Below are 16002 nucleotides of genomic sequence, written 5' to 3' on the forward strand. Positions count from 1 at the left end.
CGGTTCCTGTGCCCGCCCGAAAAATATTGTTTGAAATATCGGGCGGGCACAGGACCCGCCCCTACAATTTTAGGGAATAAAGAGATTTGACTATTCTTCCAATAATTCTCTCGATACCATTTCCAATTTAATAGTATCCACCTCATTTTCAATCAGCTCAACCTGCGGCACAATTTGGCTTGCTTTGCTTGAAAGATGTTGGAATCGTTCCACTTTGCCCAGTAAGCCTTGCCGTCCCACTAACGAGGTAACGGTTTGATTGTATTGATTATTTGCGGTATTTAGCGTGTTACCTAATTTAGCTAACCGATCGGCAACCGCACACACTTGGTTGTAAATTTCGCCGGCTTTTTCGCTGATTTCACGAGCCTCGCTGTTGCCTCGTTCAATCCGCCATAAATTGGCGACCGTGCGTAAAATCGGCATTAAGGTGGTGTGAGAAACCAAAATCACATTGCGTTCATAGCCAAAGTTAAACAGTTGCGGATCGTGCTTCATCGCTTCAATATAAGCCGGTTCTATCGGAATAAACATCAGTACAAAATCCGGGCTTTTAATGCCTAATAATGCACTGTAGTTCTTCTTAGACAATCCCTCAATATGATTGCGTAGCGAACGGCAATGTTCGTCTAAGGCTTGAGAAATTGCAAAATTTTCTTCTGATCTGACCGCTTGATCGTACGCTACTAACGAGACTTTACTGTCAATAATCAGATGTTTTTGATCCGGCAAATGCACCACAAAATCGGGGGCAAAACGTCGCCCCTCTTCATCACGAAAACTCTCTTGGGCTTGGTAATGCTCGCCTGCGAGTAAACCGGCAGATTGTAAGGCACTTTCAAGCTGTACTTCGCCCCAGTTGCCGGCAATTTTATTATTGCCTTTTAATGCCGTTGCCAGATTTTGTGCCTCTTCCGACATTGAAACGCCAATTTGTAGCACCCGCTTAATTTCAGCCTCTAAATTTGCCGAGCCTTTGAGCGACTCACTATGTACCTCATTCACCCGTTTTTGAAAGCCTTCAATTTGCTCTTTGAACGGCTTCAGTAGAGCTTCTAACGAGCTTTGATTGGTTTCGCTAAAACGCTTGCTTTTTTCGTCAAGAATTTGTTGTGCCAAATGTTGAAATTCCACATTAAGCTGTTGTTTTACCTCAATAAAATTGCGTTGTTGTGCTTCAAAATTTGCCTGTTTTTCCGAAAGCGTAGTACGCAGTTCGGTCAGCTCGTTTTGTACCTCGTTTAAACGGCTAAATAACGCTTGATTTTCCCGCTCTTTAGTTGAGAGTGAACTTTGGCTAAATTGTAGCTGTTCTTCCAAACTTTCTGCCTTTGCTTGGGAAGAACCCACACGTTCTTTTAGCTCATTAATATAGCGTTCCAGCTGGTTTTCTTGCTGTTCGGCAAGTTCGATTTTTTGTTGGAATCGTTGCAATTGCCCATCTCGCTCGTTTAAACGTTCACTCACTGCTTCATATTTGGTCTGTTGTTGAATTGCCCACTGCTCAAGCTGATTTTTTTCTTGAGCCAACACCTCATATTTTTGCTGAATTTGTTCAAAATTTTCGGTGATTTTGCCAAGATCTTGGCTTAATTCGTAGGCATCTCGCTGATAACGGGATTTCAAGAAAAAGAGATAAACGCCTACCAGCACACAAACGGCAAGGGCGATGTAGATCCCAATTTCTTGAAAATGAATGGTGTTGTTCATCGGTAAAACCTTTTTTAAAAAATGCTTTTCAAATCTATTGCTTTGCATTATAACAGAGCTTTTGATGATTCAGCCAATTTCAGCCATTGTGTTTTCTATGCAAGATTTTATTCACCAAGCCAATCACTACGGGCAAGCAAAACGCCCTTTTTTCTTTTTAATTGATTTTGAGCAGAAAAAGCCACTTATTTTTCCGCTAGAACAGGCTCACGCAAGCGGTCTTTTTTTTGAATTTTTTTGCAAATCGAATCTCGAAAAGCCGGTTAAAAAACCGACTAAAGCTTTTGAATTATCGGCAAATCCGATTCCGTTTAGCGAATACCAAACCGGGTTTGAATTAGTGAAAAAGGAAATTCAAGCCGGCAATAGCTACTTGCTGAATTTGAGCTACCCGACTGCCATTGAAACCAATTATTCATTGGCGGAAATTTTTGCCGCCAGCAAAGCAAAATATAAATGTTATTTGCAAGGCAGGTTCGTCTGTTTTTCCCCTGAATGCTTTGTGCGAATTGAAAATAACCGCATTTTTTCCTACCCGATGAAAGGCACAATTAATGCAAATGAGGAGAATGCCGAGCAGAAATTAATGGCTTCGGAAAAAGAGTTTACCGAACATAATACCATTGTGGATTTGATCCGAAATGACTTGGCGTTGGTGGCGAAAAATATTGAAGTGACTAAATACCGTTATGTGGAAAAAGTAGAAACCCATCGAGGGGCAATTTTGCAGACAAGTTCCGAGATCTGTGGCGAATTAGGTGAAAATTGGCAAGAAAATATCGGTTCGATATTGGCAAAATTACTACCTGCCGGCTCCATTAGCGGTGCACCGAAAGAGAAAACGGTTTCGATTATTCAGCAAGCAGAATTAGGAAAACGGGGTTACTACACCGGTATTTTTGGTTATTTTGATGGCGAGAGCTTAGAAAGTGCGGTGGCAATTCGTTACATTGCTCAAACCTCAAACGGGCTTGTGTTTCATAGTGGTGGTGGCATTACCTCACAAAGTGTGTTAACTGATGAATATAATGAACTGTTAGAGAAAGTCTATGTGCCGATTTCCGCTATTTGAAACCCTTTCGATTATTGACGGCAAAGTTCAGAACTTACAGTATCATCAACAACGTTTTGAGCAAGCAACACAAGAATATTTTGGCTGTGAACCTCGTTTTAGCCTTGCTGATATTTTAGTTGTGCCAGAGGCTTCTCAACGGGGCAAAGTACGTTGCCGAATAGATTACAACGCAACAGAATTTGAGCTGAAATTTTTTATCTATTCGCCCAAAAAAGTAGAACGTTTTCGCTTGGTTGAGGTGGAAAATTGGGATTATCACCTCAAATTTAGCGACCGCAAGCGGTTTGATTTGCTCCCTATTTTACAAAATGAAGAGGTGATTATTCTCAATAATGGCTACGTCAGTGATTGCTCCATCGGCAATTTACTGTTCCTAAAACAAGGAATCTGGTATAGCCCGCAACATTATTTGCTCAAAGGCACTCAGCTTAGTAAATTGCTTGATGAAGGGAAAGTCGTTTTAGCCAAAATAGCCAAGCAAGATTTGCATCAATATGAAAAAATTATGTTGATTAATGCTCTTAATCCCTTTGAGGAACCAAGGGCATTGCCTTGCTCGCAAATTTATTTTTGTGATCTTGATCGAAAATCCTAAAAAAATGCTTGCAACTGGATAAGTAAATACTATAATAATATACAGTTATTTTGCAGCAACAAGCGGTTGCTTTTAGATAAAAGTTTACAAAGGATAGAATATGGCAGAGAAAAAAAGTCAAAAGAACACTCCGGTTAAACAGATTGATCCGGAACAAAAAGAAAAAGCGTTGGCAGCCGCATTAGCTCAAATTGAAAAGCAATTTGGCAAAGGCTCAATTATGAAGTTAGGCGATACTCAAGCCCTTGATATTGAAGCAGTTTCAACCGGTTCTCTTGGTTTAGACTCAGCATTAGGCATTGGTGGTTTACCAATGGGTCGTATTGTGGAAATTTATGGACCGGAGTCTTCAGGTAAAACTACATTAACTTTATCTGTGGTGGCTCAAGCCCAAAAAAATGGTAAAACTTGTGCCTTTATTGATGCCGAACACGCACTTGATCCTATTTACGCCCGTAAGTTAGGGGTAGATACAGATGGATTATTAATTTCACAACCGGATAATGGCGAACAAGCATTAGAAATTTGTGATGCGTTAGTTCGTTCCGGTGCGGTTGATGTCATTATTGTGGACTCTGTTGCGGCACTTACACCAAAAGCAGAGATTGAAGGCGATATGGGTGATTCCCATATGGGCTTACAAGCTCGTTTAATGTCACAAGCATTGCGTAAATTAACCGCAAATATCAAAGCGACCAACTGCTTGGTGATTTTCATTAACCAAATTCGTATGAAAATTGGGGTAATGTTCGGTAACCCTGAAACCACAACTGGTGGTAATGCCCTTAAATTCTATGCTTCAGTACGTTTAGATATTCGTCGTTCAGGCGTAGTAAAAGACGGTGATGAGGTTATCGGTAGCGAAACAAAAGTGAAAATTGTGAAAAACAAGGTTGCTCCACCGTTCCGTGAAGTCCAATTTGATATTATGTACGGTGAGGGCATTGCCCGTATGAATGAATTACTCATTTTAGCGGAATCTCACGGCTTCATTAATAAAGCAGGGGCTTGGTTCTCTTATGAAGGGGAGAAAATCGGTCAGGGTAAAAATAATGCCATCAAATGGTTAAAAGAACACCCTGAAGTGGCGAGTAAAATTGAGCAAGATATTCGAAATCTACTCATTTCAAACCCAACTTTTACGGCTACTCCAGATTCTGAAAATGCAGACAATGCAGATGATGAATTTAGTGAAGAAGAACTCTAATTAAATTTATGCGGTTTTCGCTCAACGTGAAAATCGCATTTTTATTTATAACCGATAAATGACAACATCTACTACTAAAACAAATAAATACACAGCGGTTAATTATCTGCTATATTTACTTTCAAAGCGTGATTACAGCGAGCAAGAGCTTCGGCAAAAACTAAAGCAAAAAGAGTATGAACTCACGGAGATTGATGCAGCGATTGAAAAAGCTCAAGCGAATCAGTGGCAAAGTGATGAACGCTTTTGTACCACTTTTATCCGTTATCGTTCAATGCAAGGCATTGGGCCTCGCCGTTTAAAGCAAGAGCTAAAACTTAAAGGGGTAAAAGATTGGTTAATTAACCAAGAATTAGAAAACGCCGAAGTGGATTGGTTTGAATTAGCTGAGCAAATTTTTGAGAAAAAACGACCGCTTGTATGGGATCTGAAAGCAAAGCAGAAAATGTGGCGATTTATGGTTAGCCGTGGTTTTTATAACGATCATTTTAGTCATTTAATGGCTCTGGATTACAGTAGCGATGAATATGAATAGAGAGAAAATTACCTTTTTCAGCCGATTTGAAGCCGATATTTTAAGCGGTAAAAAAACAATTACGATTCGAGACAAGTCAGAATCTTATTTTCAACCAAACCAAGAATTAGCGGTTTTTACTAATGAAACCGATAGATTTTTCGCCAATATTAAAGTACTATCGGTAACACCTATAGTGTTTGATGAATTAAACGAGCAACACGCTAAACAAGAAAATATGAGCTTAGCCGAATTGAAACAAGTTATTCGGGAGATTTATCCGAATGACAATGCGTTTTTTGTGATTGAATTTACGCTTATTTAGCAAATCAATATGGTACTTTTCAAATCAACCAAACAGACCGAAACTTGCCCACAATGTGGCTCGCCGTTGCAAATTAAGCAGGGCAAAAAAGGGTTATTTTTGGGTTGTTCAGCTTACCCTGAATGTGATTATATTAAGCCATTACATCAAGCCGGTCATATTATTAAGCAATTAGATGAACTTTGCCCTGAATGTGGCGGAAACCTCCAATTAAAACAAGGCAATTATGGTATTTTTATCGGCTGTAGCCATTACCCTGAATGCCACTTCATCGTACACGAAGAAGCTGAGGTTGAAGAAGAGTTTGATTGCCCTGAATGCAAGCAACATAAACTGATTGCTAGAAAAGGGCGTTCAGGCAAAATATTTTATGGTTGTATAGGCTTCCCTAATTGCAAATTTACATTAGCAACTCGACCGATTAACCACTTGTGTGAAAAATGTGGTTGTGAACTCGCTACAATCAAAAAAATTAAGGGCAAGCAATTCACCATTTGTGCTAACAAAAGTTGCCAGCACCAAACAGAATTAAAACCGAATGAATAATTTTTTAGAAATAGTTAATCAATTAAAGCAAGAAGAAGTTGTAGCTTACCCAACCGAAGCGGTTTTTGGCTTAGGCTGCAATCCACAAAGTGAAAAAGCGGTAAGGAAATTACTCGTATTAAAACAACGCCCTGAGGAAAAAGGGCTAATTTTACTGGCTTCTGATTTAAAGTATCTTCTTCCCTATATTGATGAAGCTCGAATGACGGAACAGGCTTGGCAACGCCTAAGCCATATTGGCGAGCAGGCAATTACTTGGATCGTACCGGTTAAAAATACTGTGCCAAGTTACCTCACTGGCAAATTTGATTCTATTGCCGTACGTTTATGTAATGTGCCGGCGGTGGTTCAGTTGTGTGAGGCAAGCGGCGTTGCGTTGACCTCTACCAGTGCCAATTTGAGCGGAGAACCACCTTGCCGCAATGCAAAAGAAGTCATCGATCAGTTTGGTCAAGATTTTCCTGTATTACACGCAGACACGCTAGGTAGAGAAAACCCTTCCGAAATTCGAGATATTTTCAGCCAACAGATTTTTAGACAAGGATAAGCCGAAATGAACCGATATGCCGTGTGGGGCAACCCGATTGCTCAAAGTAAATCCCCCCGTATTCATCAACTCTTTGCTTTACAAACCCAACGCAACATTGAATATATCGCTAACTTAGGAGATGAAACGGCTTTTGAGCAACAATTAGCCGATTTTTTCGCTTCTGGAGCAAAAGGTTGCAACATCACCGCCCCTTTTAAAGAAAGAGCCTTTAAATTGGCAGATGAATTTAGCGAAACCGCTTTGTTGGCACAGGCGTGTAATACGCTTAAACGCTTAGAAGATGGACGGTTATATGCCGATAATACCGACGGGGCCGGTTTAGTTTCTGATTTGGAACGGCTAGGTTGGTTACAAAAAGGGCATAAAACCTTAATTCTTGGAGCAGGTGGAGCAACCAAAGGCGTATTACTTCCGTTACTTAAAGCGGGGTTAGAGATTACTCTATATAACCGCACGCAGGAGAAAGCGGTCGTTTTAGCCGAAAAATTTGCAAAATTTGGCAAAATTCAGACCGCTTGTTTAAGCGATTTGGCAAACCAACGGTTTAATTTAATCGTCAATGCCACCTCTCTCGGTCTGCAAGGCAAATATGTTGAATTGCCTGAATCTGTTATAGCATCGGCGAATATTTACGATATGCAATATGCCCCCAATATGCAAACTCCTTTTCTCAATTATGCAAGGCGTTGTGGAGCAACAGCGTGCCAAGACGGATTAGGAATGTTGGTTGGACAGGCAGCGTTTGCGTTTTCTTTGTGGGAAGGGCAATTCCCCGATGTTGAGCCTGTACTGGCTCAATTAAAATTAGAAATGCAAACGGTGAAATAGCAGAATATAAGCTATTATTTTATAAACAAAAAATGCTAGATTTAAGCCAAAACGACGAATAACTATACAAGCGAATCAAAAATTCAAATTTTTTAAAAAAAGTATTTGACGGAAAGCCCTAAAATCAGCATAATGCACTCCGTTGACCGATATGGTGAACGCAAATGGCTACATAGCTCAGCTGGTTAGAGCACAACACTCATAATGTTGGGGTCGCAAGTTCGAATCTCGCTGTAGCCACCATTGCGGGACTGGCGAAATTGGTAGACGCACCAGATTTAGGTTCTGGCGCCGCGAGGTGTGTGGGTTCAAGTCCCTCGTCCCGCACCATTTATCGATTAACAAAAATTAGTGTTGGGGTATCGCCAAGCGGTAAGGCACCGGGTTTTGATCTCGGCATCCCTAGGTTCGAATCCTAGTACCCCAGCCACTTAATTTCAAACATTCAAATCTATATAAGCTAACGTAAGTTAGTTTTTTCTTTTGGGGTATCGCCAAGCGGTAAGGCACCGGGTTTTGATCTCGGCATCCCTAGGTTCGAATCCTAGTACCCCAGCCATCTATTCTTTATCTTAAATTAATATCTTATTTCTGATACTTTACATTATATCTAGCTTGCATTATTTAATTTTATTTACCCTTAGTTTAAGGTTAAGGGGCAATATATCTCGCCCCTTATATCTATATTCCTGCAAAAAACTTTTTATTCGCCTAAATCCTCTCTAAATTTGCCATTTTGGCAATCAGCCATTTAATGCCGTTGCCGACAAAGGCAACTTGCAAACGGGTGGCTTCACCTGAGCCCTCCACATTAATAATCGTGCCTTGTCCAAATTTAGCGTGGTTCACTTTCTGCCCCATTTTCCAAGTATCATCGTTTAAAAAGGAAGCGGTCGTTTTTGTCGGATTTTTTGCAAATGAATTAGCTTGGTTAAAACTTGCCGCTCGGTTAATTGAGCCTCTCAATCTCACTTCTCGAATATGCTCTTCAGGTAATTCAGCAATAAAGCGAGACGGAACGTGGCGTTCTTCTTTACCATAAAGCCGTCTTGATTCGGCATAGCTAATCGTCAGTTTTTTCTTAGCTCGGGTTATGCCGACATAAGCCAAACGGCGTTCTTCTTGCAACCTGCCTTCATCAAAGCTCATTCCGCTTGGGAAAATCCCTTCTTCCACGCCCACAATAAACACACGGGGAAACTCCAATCCTTTGGCGGAATGTAGCGTCATCAGTTCGACATAATCTTCGTGTTGCGAGGCTTGGGCTTCTCCAGCCTCAAGTGAGGCGTGGGTTAAAAATGCGGTAAGATCGGTCAGCTCTTCCGCTTCGTCAGGTTTCACAAACTGCTTAGTTGCGGTAACTAACTCTTCTAAGTTTTCAATCCGAACTTCGCCCTTTTCGCCTTTTTCTTGCTTATACATTTCATATAAACCCGATTTTTTAATCACAAAATCGGTTTGTTCGGCAAGCGACATCTGCTCGGTTTCTTGATCAAGAGCATTAATCAGCTCTACAAAACGCAATAAGGAAGAAGTGGCACGCCCTGAAAGTTGTTCTTCTTGCACCGCCACTTGAATTGCTTGCCACAGCGTAATTTGGCGACCACGGGTAATTTGACGGAGTGTGTCTAAGGTACGATCGCCAATGCCTCTGGTTGGCGTGTTGATCACCCGTTCAAACGCCGCATCGTCTTGACGATTGGCGATTAAGCGTAAATAAGCCAGAGCATCTTTAATTTCTTGGCGTTCAAAGAATCGCATTCCACCGTAAATGCGATAAGGAATATTCGCTTGAATTAAAGCTTCCTCAATCACACGAGATTGGCTGTTGCTGCGATACAACACCGCACATTCCGCCAAATCACCCTCGTCTTCTTTCCATTGCTTGATTTGCGAGGCAACAAAGCGAGCTTCATCAAGTTCGTTGAAGGCACAGTAAATATCCACAGGCTCGCCATCACCGCTATCTGTCCATAAATTTTTGCCTAAGCGGTTATCGTTATTGGCAATTAATTCATTGGCACAGCTTAAAATGTTGCCGGTAGAGCGGTAATTTTGCTCTAAGCGAATGGTTTGAGCGTTGTCATAATCATTTAAGAAACGTTGGATATTCTCAACCTGTGCCCCACGCCAACCATAAATAGACTGATCATCATCGCCGACAATCATCACTTTGCCGACATCGCCGGCAAGCAAACGAATTAAGTCGTACTGAATATTGTTGGTGTCTTGAAACTCATCAATCAAAATTTGCTGAAAACGTTGTTGATAACGTTGCAAAATGGTTGGTTTGGTTTTGAATAGTTCATAAGCCCGAATCAACAGCTCGGCAAAATCTAACAAACCGGCTCGGTCGCAGGCATCTTGATAGATTTGGTAAATCTCCACCAATTTTTTTTCATTCGGATCGTTATGGTGATCAATATCTTTTGCCCGTTTGCCTTTATCTTTTTGGGCGTTGATATACCACGCAACGTGTTTTGGCGGAAAATGTTTCTCATCAATATTATGCAGTTTCAGTAAACGTTTGAGTAAACGTTGCTGATCTTCGGTATCCATAATTTGGAAATCTTGCGGTAAATCCGCATCTAAATAGTGGGAACGAAGTAAGCGGTTGGCAATGCTGTGGAAAGTACCAACCCACATTCCGAACAATCGATTATCGCCCGATTGGGAAAGAGTGTACTCAATCCGATGTCGCATTTCCGCCGCCGCTTTATTGGTAAAGGTAACAGCCAAAATATTGGATTCCGGCACATTTTCCACCCCAATCAGCCACGCAATGCGATGGGTTAAAACCCGAGTTTTGCCCGAACCCGCCCCGGCTAACACTAAATAATTACCAATCGGGGCAGCAACCGCCTCCCTCTGCTTGTCATTTAAACCGTCTAATAATAATGAGAAATCCATAATCACCTTTTAATCTGTGCTTTTATACAGCATTATAGCCTAAATTATGGGTTTAAGAAAACGTTCTCGGTTAAAATCGGATCTTGGAATACAAAACTGGCTGCGAGTAGTTTTTCCGGAATGAGCTGTTGATTATCTAAGACTAAACAAGCTCGTTCGCCTAAGCCTAATTTCAAGGCAAATTCAGGCACAGTAAAGAATGCCGGGCGATTAACAGCATTCGCTAAAATACGATTAAATTCTTCATTTCTCACCGGATTTGGTGCAACAAAATTATAAGCACCCGAACAATTTGCATTTTTGAGCAGAAAAATGACCGCTTGTACGTGATCCCGGCGGCTGATCCACGCCCAATATTGTTTGCCTGAACCAAGTTTTCCGCCTAATCCGCATCGATAAAGCGGTAAAATTTTCTTTAATGCTCCGCCTTCGGGCGAAAATACCGTGCCGGTACGAATTAAACACACTCGGGTTTTATCACTTGCGGCTTTTAGTGCAGCGGCTTCCCACTGTTGGCAAAGCCGGTTGGTAAAGCAATCTTGATAACAAGCAGTCGATTCTGTATAAAAATTTGCAGAAGGAGGCAAATCGCCATAAATCCCGATTGCCGAACCGGAGAGAAAAGTATGCGGAGGGTTAGAGCTTGCATTCATTAATTGACTGAGCTTATTCGTTAGGTTAACCCGGCTTTCAATCAATTTCTGTTTTTGTTCGTCTGTCCAACGTTTATCAAAAATCGGCTCACCGGCAAGGTTAATTACTGCATCAAAATCATTTAAATCAACAAGTTCATCAAGTGAATAGCAATAATTAATCTGTAAATCACCACTTTTCGCTTCTGTATCTCTAGTAAGAAGTGTAAAGTGGTGATTTTCAGATTTTAATTGCTGGATTAATTCACGCCCAATAAAACCCGTACCACCTGTTATAAAAATGTGCATAATAATCTCCTAAAAAATAAGGAGAACATTAAGTCCTCCTTTACTTATTCTATAATGATGTTTCAAATAACTGTGTCACATTCTTCACCAATTTTTCAATTTGCATATTGCGTACCGGCGTTATAAAAATCGTATCATCGCCAGCAATAGTGCCTAAAATACCTTCGGCTTTACCCATTGAATCGAGCAAACGTGCAATCAGTTGAGCCGCACCGGGGCTGGTTTTGACCACAATTAACGCATCATTATGATCAATATCTACCACCAAATTTTTAAGTGGGCTGGAGGTAGTCGGTACACTTAATTCGACTGGTAGCTGATACACCATTTCCATTTTAGGATTACGGGTTCTGACTGCACCAAATTTTGATAACATTCGAGAAACTTTGGATTGGTTGATATTATCAAAGCCCATCTCTTGTAGTGCGGCAACAATTTCACTTTGCGAGCCGAATTTTTCTTCCTTTAACAGCGATTTAAACGCTTCTGATAAACTATCTATCTTGTCCACTTTCACACTCTTATTCACAAAAACTTAAAAATATTCATAATTCTTGCTTATTTATGCAAATAAATCAATAAAACCCATAAAAATCAGCTAAAAATTTGCTCTATGTCTCAAAAATGAGATTTGCCGTTTGAATCGCCCAAAAAATTGGCTTAGACTAAATTGGTCTAAACTTCCATAACATTTAGGAGAAATTTTATGTGTCAAAGTAAAAAAGTTGCCCTTTTAGGTGCTGCAGGTGGAATCGGTCAATCACTCGCCTTATTATTAAAACTCAATTTACCGGCTAAATCTGAATTATCTCTTTACGATATTTCCCCTGTTACTCCAGGAATTGCAGTGGATTTAAGCCATATTCCAACTGATGTAAAAGTAACCGGTTTTGCAGGTGAAGATCCGACTGAGGCACTAAAAGATGCCGATGTGGTCGTTATTTCTGCTGGTGTTGCCCGTAAGCCGGGGATGACACGTGCCGATTTATTCAATACGAATGCCACTATCGTGCATAACTTAGTCGAAAAAGCAGCGAAAGTTTGCCCTAAAGCTTGCATTGCAATTATTACTAACCCGGTAAACACCATTATTCCGATTGCGGCAGAAGTATTGAAAAAAGCCGGTGTGTATGACAAAAATAAACTTTTCGGTGTTACAACATTAGATGTTATTCGAGCGAATACCTTTGTGGCTGAAGCGAAAGACGTGAATGTGAAATATGTAAGAGTGCCTGTGATTGGCGGACATTCCGGCACAACTATTCTTCCACTGCTTTCACAAGCAACAGTAAATGGCTTAAAACTTGAGTTCACTCAAGAACAAATCGAGCAATTAACTCATCGTATCCAAAACGCCGGTACTGAAGTGGTTGAGGCAAAAGCAGGTGGTGGCTCAGCAACCTTATCTATGGCTCAAGCAGGAGCAGAATTTGCACTTGGTTTAGTGAGAGCCTTAATCGGGGAAGATGTCATTCGTTATGCTTATGTAGATAATGCCAATGGCGAAACCTCTCCGGCATTCTTTGCTTACCCGATTCGTTTAGGTACAAATGGTGTGGAAAAAGTTCTACCTATCGGCAATCTCAGCGAATTTGAAAAAGATCAACTAGAGCAGTTAATTCCTGTATTAAATGATGAAATTCAGTTAGGACAAACTTTTAATAAAAATGCTTAAGGCATAACTTTAAGGGTTGAGAAATCAGCCCTTTTTAACATTCTCTCAATTAAAAATATAAAAACGGAAATTACCCATGAAAAAACACAATATCATTATACTTACATTGGCTTCAGCATCGGTTGTAGCTTGCAGATCGAACACCCCCGTTCAAGTCGTAAATGGCGACAAAAATATAGACTATTCTCAACCTAAAACGATCTATATTAGTGAAACCAATACTCAACCGCCAGCCCTAACTAAACAGGAAAAGATTAAACCATCGAATGCTACTGCTCTTTGTTTTAACGGTAGTTACTCTACTGATATTCAGAATCCCTGCAAGAAAGATGGCGGAGTTAAGCAATATTTTGCCCATCATCACGCCAATTAAAAACCCCATAAAAAAATGCACAATGTATCTTCCCATTGTGCATTTTTTCTATGTTTTATTTTCTGATTTTTCTGGCTGCTCTTTTTCCGGTTCAGGGTCAAACTTCACCACAGGGACACAACCTCGGCAAGCACCTTGATTTACCCCTAGCTCATCGCAAAAGGCATCATATTTCTCAAGTGCTTTTTTAAACCAGCCTTTCTTTTCTGTTTGCTCGCTCATCATCTCTTCCTTTTATGTTGAATTATTAATGCAAGCGGTCAAATTTTGCTGAATTTTTCCACTTGTCATCATTAATTGCAGGAATTGCTAATCACGGAAATTATTAAATTGGAATGGCTGCCCTAAATCTGCCCCTTTCACTAGCTGAATTGCGGCTTGTAAATCATCTCTGGATTTACCGGTCACACGCACTTGTTCACCCTGAATTTGGGCTTGAACCTTGATTTTAGAATCCTTAATCAGCTTGGTAATTTTCTTCGCCATATCTGACTCAATCCCTTGCTTGAGCTTAATTTCTTTGGAATAGAGTTTACCGTGATGCTCACTTTCTGTAGGGATATCTAATGAACTATGCTCGATCCCACGTTTTACGCAAGAGCCGATTAAAATCTCAATTAACTGCTCTAATTGGAAATCCGATTCGGTCGTGAGCTTAATGCTTTCATTTTTTTCATTTAACTCAATAACGGCTTCCACCCCACGGAAATCGTAGCGGGTGCTTAATACACGATTGGCATTTTCTACCGCATTACGCACTTCGTGCATCGTGATTTCAGATACAATATCAAATGATGGCATTGTTGTTCCTCTCAATTAATGTTGAAATAAATGATTGGCATTAAGTAATAAACATAATGCCGTTAAGTCCCCGAAGTTTACCACAAAATCAGCTTGTGCTTGCACTTTTGGTTTAGCGTGCAAAGCAACGCCTAAACTGGCGGTTTTTAACATTGGCAGATCGTTTGCCCCATCGCCTACTGCAACCCATTGATTTTGTGGAATATTAAAGGTTGTTGCCAAATTTTTTAAGGTATCGGCTTTATGTTGAGCATCCACTACTTTGCCTAACACCTTGCCGGTTAATTTACCGTCAATAATTTCCAGTTGGTTAGAGACCGCAAAATCCAACCCGTATTTTTGTTTTAAGTAATCGGCGAAGTAATCAAATCCACCGGACGCAATCGCTAATTTCCAGCCGTGTTCCTTAAGAATAGCAACCATCTGCTCAAAGCCGTCCATAAGCGGTAGATTTTCCCGCACTTTTTGCAAAATGCTTTCCGATGCATTTTCCAGCGTGCCGACTCGCTTGCGTAAACTTTGCTCGAAATCCAGCTCGCCCCGCATTGCACTGGCAGTAATGGCGGACACCACCTCGCCGGTGCCGGCAAGTTTGGCAATCTCATCAATACATTCAATTTTAATAGCGGTGGAATCCATATCCATTAATAGCAAACCGCCTTGGTTTAAGGTTGGAATAATAGTGAGATCGCTAATATCCGCATTGATTTTCTGTGCCGTTTCACGCAGCTCGCAAGCGGTTAAATTTGTGGAAAAAAATGCAATTTTGTAGTCTAAATAGACCGCTTGTTTCAGCAAAATTGCTGCCGTTTGTTGTGAAAACTGTTCAATTTCACGCTCGTTTAAGGTTTTTGAATAGATAAAAATTGTGTTTGTCATTGTCTTATTTTAGGTTGTTTAAATTTACTGCACTAATCTAACAGAAAAGCGTGCTACAATCACGCATCATTTTGAGGGAATTTCAATGTACATTAGTCGTGAAAAAATAACGAAAACGCTTTTGCTGGCAGGGATTACGCTACTCTGCTGTGGGATCGTGGCTGTTATTTTAATGGGCGTAAACCAATTTAAGCTAGGCTCACAATTAGCCAGCATTAATCAAGTATCAAACCTTTCACACCTATTGGTTCGCCAGCAAGCGAATATTTTTTCGTTTTTGTTAGTTAAAAATGCCAAAACCGATGAGCTGGTTGATGCGTTGGATAGTTTTGCCAAAGAAGATTTTATTATTGATGCCAATATCTATTCACCAAATGGCGTGCTACTGGCTCAAAGCCAAAATGCGAAAGATTTAAAAGTATTGCTCGATTCAGAGCAATCTGCCAAAACTCAGCAAATTGTTGAGCCAATATTTTCTCAACAGGCGTTGGTTGGCTTTTTACGCGTCACGTTTGATGCAGAATATGGGCAAACTACTAAAGCACGAGTAGAGCAACAATTTCATCAACTTTATGGGGAAATAATTATTTTGCTACTCACAGGTATATTGTTGGCAAGTAGCATTAACTACTATTTTCGTCGTAAAATTCATCATGTACAGATAAGCCCAAAACCACTTATGAGTCAAGTAAAAACCCAAACCCAGCGTTTTCACTCACGTCGCCGTTGGATTAAGCGTAAATAGTTTACACTCAAATGGATAAACGATTGTAATTTGAGCGAATAAGCGTATAATATCCGCCGTTTTTCGCCGAATGGCATCATATAAAAATTAAAACTTTAAAGAGGAATAAATGGCTAAAGAAGATTGCATTGAGATGCAAGGTACGATTTTAGAAACCTTACCAAATACAATGTTCCGTGTGGAATTAGAAAACGGTCATATTGTTACCGCACATATTTCAGGCAAAATGCGTAAAAACTACATTCGTATTTTAACCGGTGATAAAGTAACGGTTGAAATGACTCCATACGATTTAAGCAAAGCACGCATTATTTTCCGTGCAAGATAA

General features: G+C 40.4%; 19 protein-coding genes and 4 tRNA genes. 16 read left to right on the top strand and 7 right to left on the bottom strand.

Features of this window, described 5'->3' with window-relative positions:
- Positions 1 to 90 precede the first annotated feature (90 nt).
- Positions 91 to 1710, bottom strand: a complete 1620-nt coding sequence (locus tag EDC41_RS07550) for a DNA recombination protein RmuC (protein WP_006252111.1) — start codon at positions 1708 to 1710, stop codon at positions 91 to 93.
- Between the two features lie 97 nt (positions 1711 to 1807).
- On the opposite strand from EDC41_RS07550, the gene EDC41_RS07555 reads away from it, so the two are divergent.
- From EDC41_RS07555 to EDC41_RS07610, 12 genes are all read left to right on the top strand, one after another.
- A complete protein-coding gene (locus EDC41_RS07555) occupies positions 1808 to 2782 on the top strand; it encodes an aminodeoxychorismate synthase component I (protein WP_032844759.1) in 975 nt (324 codons plus the stop codon).
- Complete coding sequence (locus tag EDC41_RS07560) at positions 2760 to 3380, top strand: aminotransferase class IV family protein (RefSeq protein WP_006249586.1); 621 nt, start codon at positions 2760 to 2762, stop codon at positions 3378 to 3380. Before EDC41_RS07555 ends, EDC41_RS07560 begins: the two co-directional genes overlap by 23 nt.
- A gap of 100 nt (positions 3381 to 3480) precedes the next feature.
- Entirely contained in the window at positions 3481 to 4587 is a 1107-nt protein-coding gene (recA, locus tag EDC41_RS07565) for a recombinase RecA (protein WP_006249587.1), read from the top strand.
- A 58-nt stretch (positions 4588 to 4645) separates the two neighbouring features.
- The gene (gene recX, locus EDC41_RS07570; protein WP_006249588.1) at positions 4646 to 5122 is read left to right on the top strand and encodes a recombination regulator RecX; all 477 of its coding nucleotides are present in this window, start codon (positions 4646 to 4648) and stop codon (positions 5120 to 5122) included.
- Positions 5115 to 5426 carry a N(4)-acetylcytidine aminohydrolase gene (yqfB, locus tag EDC41_RS07575; RefSeq protein WP_006252109.1) on the top strand — a complete coding sequence of 104 codons (312 nt, stop codon included), beginning with the start codon at positions 5115 to 5117 and terminating at the stop codon, positions 5424 to 5426. Before recX ends, yqfB begins: the two co-directional genes overlap by 8 nt.
- A gap of 9 nt (positions 5427 to 5435) precedes the next feature.
- Positions 5436 to 5972, top strand: coding sequence for a DNA topoisomerase family protein (locus EDC41_RS07580; protein WP_006249590.1), 537 nt, complete (start codon positions 5436 to 5438; stop codon positions 5970 to 5972).
- The gene (tsaC, locus tag EDC41_RS07585) at positions 5965 to 6519 is read left to right on the top strand and encodes an L-threonylcarbamoyladenylate synthase type 1 TsaC (RefSeq protein ID WP_006249591.1); all 555 of its coding nucleotides are present in this window, start codon (positions 5965 to 5967) and stop codon (positions 6517 to 6519) included. The genes EDC41_RS07580 and tsaC overlap by 8 nt, the downstream gene beginning before the upstream one ends.
- A 6-nt stretch (positions 6520 to 6525) precedes the next feature.
- Positions 6526 to 7350: a shikimate dehydrogenase gene (gene aroE / locus EDC41_RS07590; protein ID WP_006252108.1), complete on the top strand. Its 825-nt coding sequence runs from the start codon at positions 6526 to 6528 to the stop codon at positions 7348 to 7350.
- A gap of 166 nt (positions 7351 to 7516) precedes the next feature.
- A tRNA-Met gene (locus EDC41_RS07595) sits at positions 7517 to 7593 on the top strand.
- Between the two features lie 2 nt (positions 7594 to 7595).
- Positions 7596 to 7680 (top strand) — tRNA-Leu (locus EDC41_RS07600).
- Between the two features lie 25 nt (positions 7681 to 7705).
- Positions 7706 to 7780, top strand: a tRNA-Gln gene (locus EDC41_RS07605).
- A 54-nt stretch (positions 7781 to 7834) separates the two neighbouring features.
- Positions 7835 to 7909, top strand: a tRNA-Gln gene (locus tag EDC41_RS07610).
- A gap of 152 nt (positions 7910 to 8061) precedes the next feature.
- Here the strand turns inward: EDC41_RS07610 and uvrD are convergent.
- From uvrD to argR, 3 genes are read right to left on the bottom strand one after another with little or no spacing between them, the layout of a single operon-like run.
- Complete coding sequence (uvrD, locus tag EDC41_RS07615) at positions 8062 to 10260, bottom strand: DNA helicase II (protein WP_006252107.1); 2199 nt, start codon at positions 10258 to 10260, stop codon at positions 8062 to 8064.
- A 44-nt stretch (positions 10261 to 10304) separates the two neighbouring features.
- Positions 10305 to 11201 (bottom strand): TIGR01777 family oxidoreductase, encoded by an 897-nt coding sequence (locus tag EDC41_RS07620; RefSeq protein WP_006252105.1) that lies wholly within the window; start codon positions 11199 to 11201, stop codon positions 10305 to 10307.
- 49 nt (positions 11202 to 11250) lie between these two features.
- Positions 11251 to 11712, bottom strand: a complete 462-nt coding sequence (gene argR, locus EDC41_RS07625; RefSeq protein WP_020824233.1) for a transcriptional regulator ArgR — start codon at positions 11710 to 11712, stop codon at positions 11251 to 11253.
- A gap of 195 nt (positions 11713 to 11907) precedes the next feature.
- Here argR and mdh point away from each other — a divergent pair, with 195 nt between their 5' ends.
- Positions 11908 to 12876 (top strand): malate dehydrogenase, encoded by a 969-nt coding sequence (gene mdh, locus EDC41_RS07630; RefSeq protein WP_006249596.1) that lies wholly within the window; start codon positions 11908 to 11910, stop codon positions 12874 to 12876.
- A gap of 76 nt (positions 12877 to 12952) precedes the next feature.
- Positions 12953 to 13249, top strand: coding sequence for a hypothetical protein (locus EDC41_RS07635; protein WP_020824234.1), 297 nt, complete (start codon positions 12953 to 12955; stop codon positions 13247 to 13249).
- A gap of 48 nt (positions 13250 to 13297) precedes the next feature.
- Here the strand turns inward: EDC41_RS07635 and EDC41_RS13520 are convergent, their stop codons facing one another.
- The 3 genes from EDC41_RS13520 to serB all read right to left on the bottom strand — a co-directional run bounded on the left by EDC41_RS13520 (position 13298) and on the right by serB (position 14929).
- On the bottom strand, positions 13298 to 13474 hold the full coding sequence (locus EDC41_RS13520; RefSeq protein ID WP_006252102.1) for a DUF5363 domain-containing protein: 177 nt from the start codon (positions 13472 to 13474) through the stop codon (positions 13298 to 13300).
- 84 nt (positions 13475 to 13558) lie between these two features.
- Positions 13559 to 14050, bottom strand: coding sequence for a YajQ family cyclic di-GMP-binding protein (locus EDC41_RS07640; protein ID WP_006249599.1), 492 nt, complete (start codon positions 14048 to 14050; stop codon positions 13559 to 13561).
- 15 nt (positions 14051 to 14065) lie between these two features.
- Positions 14066 to 14929 carry a phosphoserine phosphatase SerB gene (gene serB / locus EDC41_RS07645; RefSeq protein WP_006252100.1) on the bottom strand — a complete coding sequence of 288 codons (864 nt, stop codon included), beginning with the start codon at positions 14927 to 14929 and terminating at the stop codon, positions 14066 to 14068.
- An 85-nt stretch (positions 14930 to 15014) separates the two neighbouring features.
- Here serB and EDC41_RS07650 point away from each other — a divergent pair, with 85 nt between their 5' ends.
- Both EDC41_RS07650 and infA read left to right on the top strand, forming a co-directional pair.
- Positions 15015 to 15674, top strand: coding sequence for a YtjB family periplasmic protein (locus EDC41_RS07650; protein WP_006249601.1), 660 nt, complete (start codon positions 15015 to 15017; stop codon positions 15672 to 15674).
- A gap of 109 nt (positions 15675 to 15783) precedes the next feature.
- Complete coding sequence (gene infA / locus EDC41_RS07655) at positions 15784 to 16002, top strand: translation initiation factor IF-1 (protein WP_005705342.1); 219 nt, start codon at positions 15784 to 15786, stop codon at positions 16000 to 16002.

Source organism: Mannheimia haemolytica (assembly GCF_004342115.1).
GTDB classification, from domain to species: domain Bacteria; phylum Pseudomonadota; class Gammaproteobacteria; order Enterobacterales; family Pasteurellaceae; genus Mannheimia; species Mannheimia haemolytica.

Bases quoted from the DNA above. Each gene is read 5' to 3' on its own strand.
- EDC41_RS07550 (WP_006252111.1), bottom strand. From the start codon at position 1,710: ATGAACAACACCATTCATTTTCAAGAAATTGGGATCTACATCGCCCTT.
- EDC41_RS07555 (WP_032844759.1), top strand. From the start codon at position 1,808: ATGCAAGATTTTATTCACCAAGCCAATCACTACGGGCAAGCAAAACGC.
- EDC41_RS07560 (WP_006249586.1), top strand. From the start codon at position 2,760: ATGTGCCGATTTCCGCTATTTGAAACCCTTTCGATTATTGACGGCAAA.
- recA (WP_006249587.1), top strand. From the start codon at position 3,481: ATGGCAGAGAAAAAAAGTCAAAAGAACACTCCGGTTAAACAGATTGAT.
- recX (WP_006249588.1), top strand. From the start codon at position 4,646: ATGACAACATCTACTACTAAAACAAATAAATACACAGCGGTTAATTAT.
- yqfB (WP_006252109.1), top strand. From the start codon at position 5,115: ATGAATAGAGAGAAAATTACCTTTTTCAGCCGATTTGAAGCCGATATT.
- EDC41_RS07580 (WP_006249590.1), top strand. From the start codon at position 5,436: ATGGTACTTTTCAAATCAACCAAACAGACCGAAACTTGCCCACAATGT.
- tsaC (WP_006249591.1), top strand. From the start codon at position 5,965: ATGAATAATTTTTTAGAAATAGTTAATCAATTAAAGCAAGAAGAAGTT.
- aroE (WP_006252108.1), top strand. From the start codon at position 6,526: ATGAACCGATATGCCGTGTGGGGCAACCCGATTGCTCAAAGTAAATCC.
- uvrD (WP_006252107.1), bottom strand. From the start codon at position 10,260: ATGGATTTCTCATTATTATTAGACGGTTTAAATGACAAGCAGAGGGAG.
- EDC41_RS07620 (WP_006252105.1), bottom strand. From the start codon at position 11,201: ATGCACATTTTTATAACAGGTGGTACGGGTTTTATTGGGCGTGAATTA.
- mdh (WP_006249596.1), top strand. From the start codon at position 11,908: ATGTGTCAAAGTAAAAAAGTTGCCCTTTTAGGTGCTGCAGGTGGAATC.
- EDC41_RS07635 (WP_020824234.1), top strand. From the start codon at position 12,953: ATGAAAAAACACAATATCATTATACTTACATTGGCTTCAGCATCGGTT.
- EDC41_RS13520 (WP_006252102.1), bottom strand. From the start codon at position 13,474: ATGATGAGCGAGCAAACAGAAAAGAAAGGCTGGTTTAAAAAAGCACTT.
- EDC41_RS07640 (WP_006249599.1), bottom strand. From the start codon at position 14,050: ATGCCATCATTTGATATTGTATCTGAAATCACGATGCACGAAGTGCGT.
- serB (WP_006252100.1), bottom strand. From the start codon at position 14,929: ATGACAAACACAATTTTTATCTATTCAAAAACCTTAAACGAGCGTGAA.
- EDC41_RS07650 (WP_006249601.1), top strand. From the start codon at position 15,015: ATGTACATTAGTCGTGAAAAAATAACGAAAACGCTTTTGCTGGCAGGG.
- infA (WP_005705342.1), top strand. From the start codon at position 15,784: ATGGCTAAAGAAGATTGCATTGAGATGCAAGGTACGATTTTAGAAACC.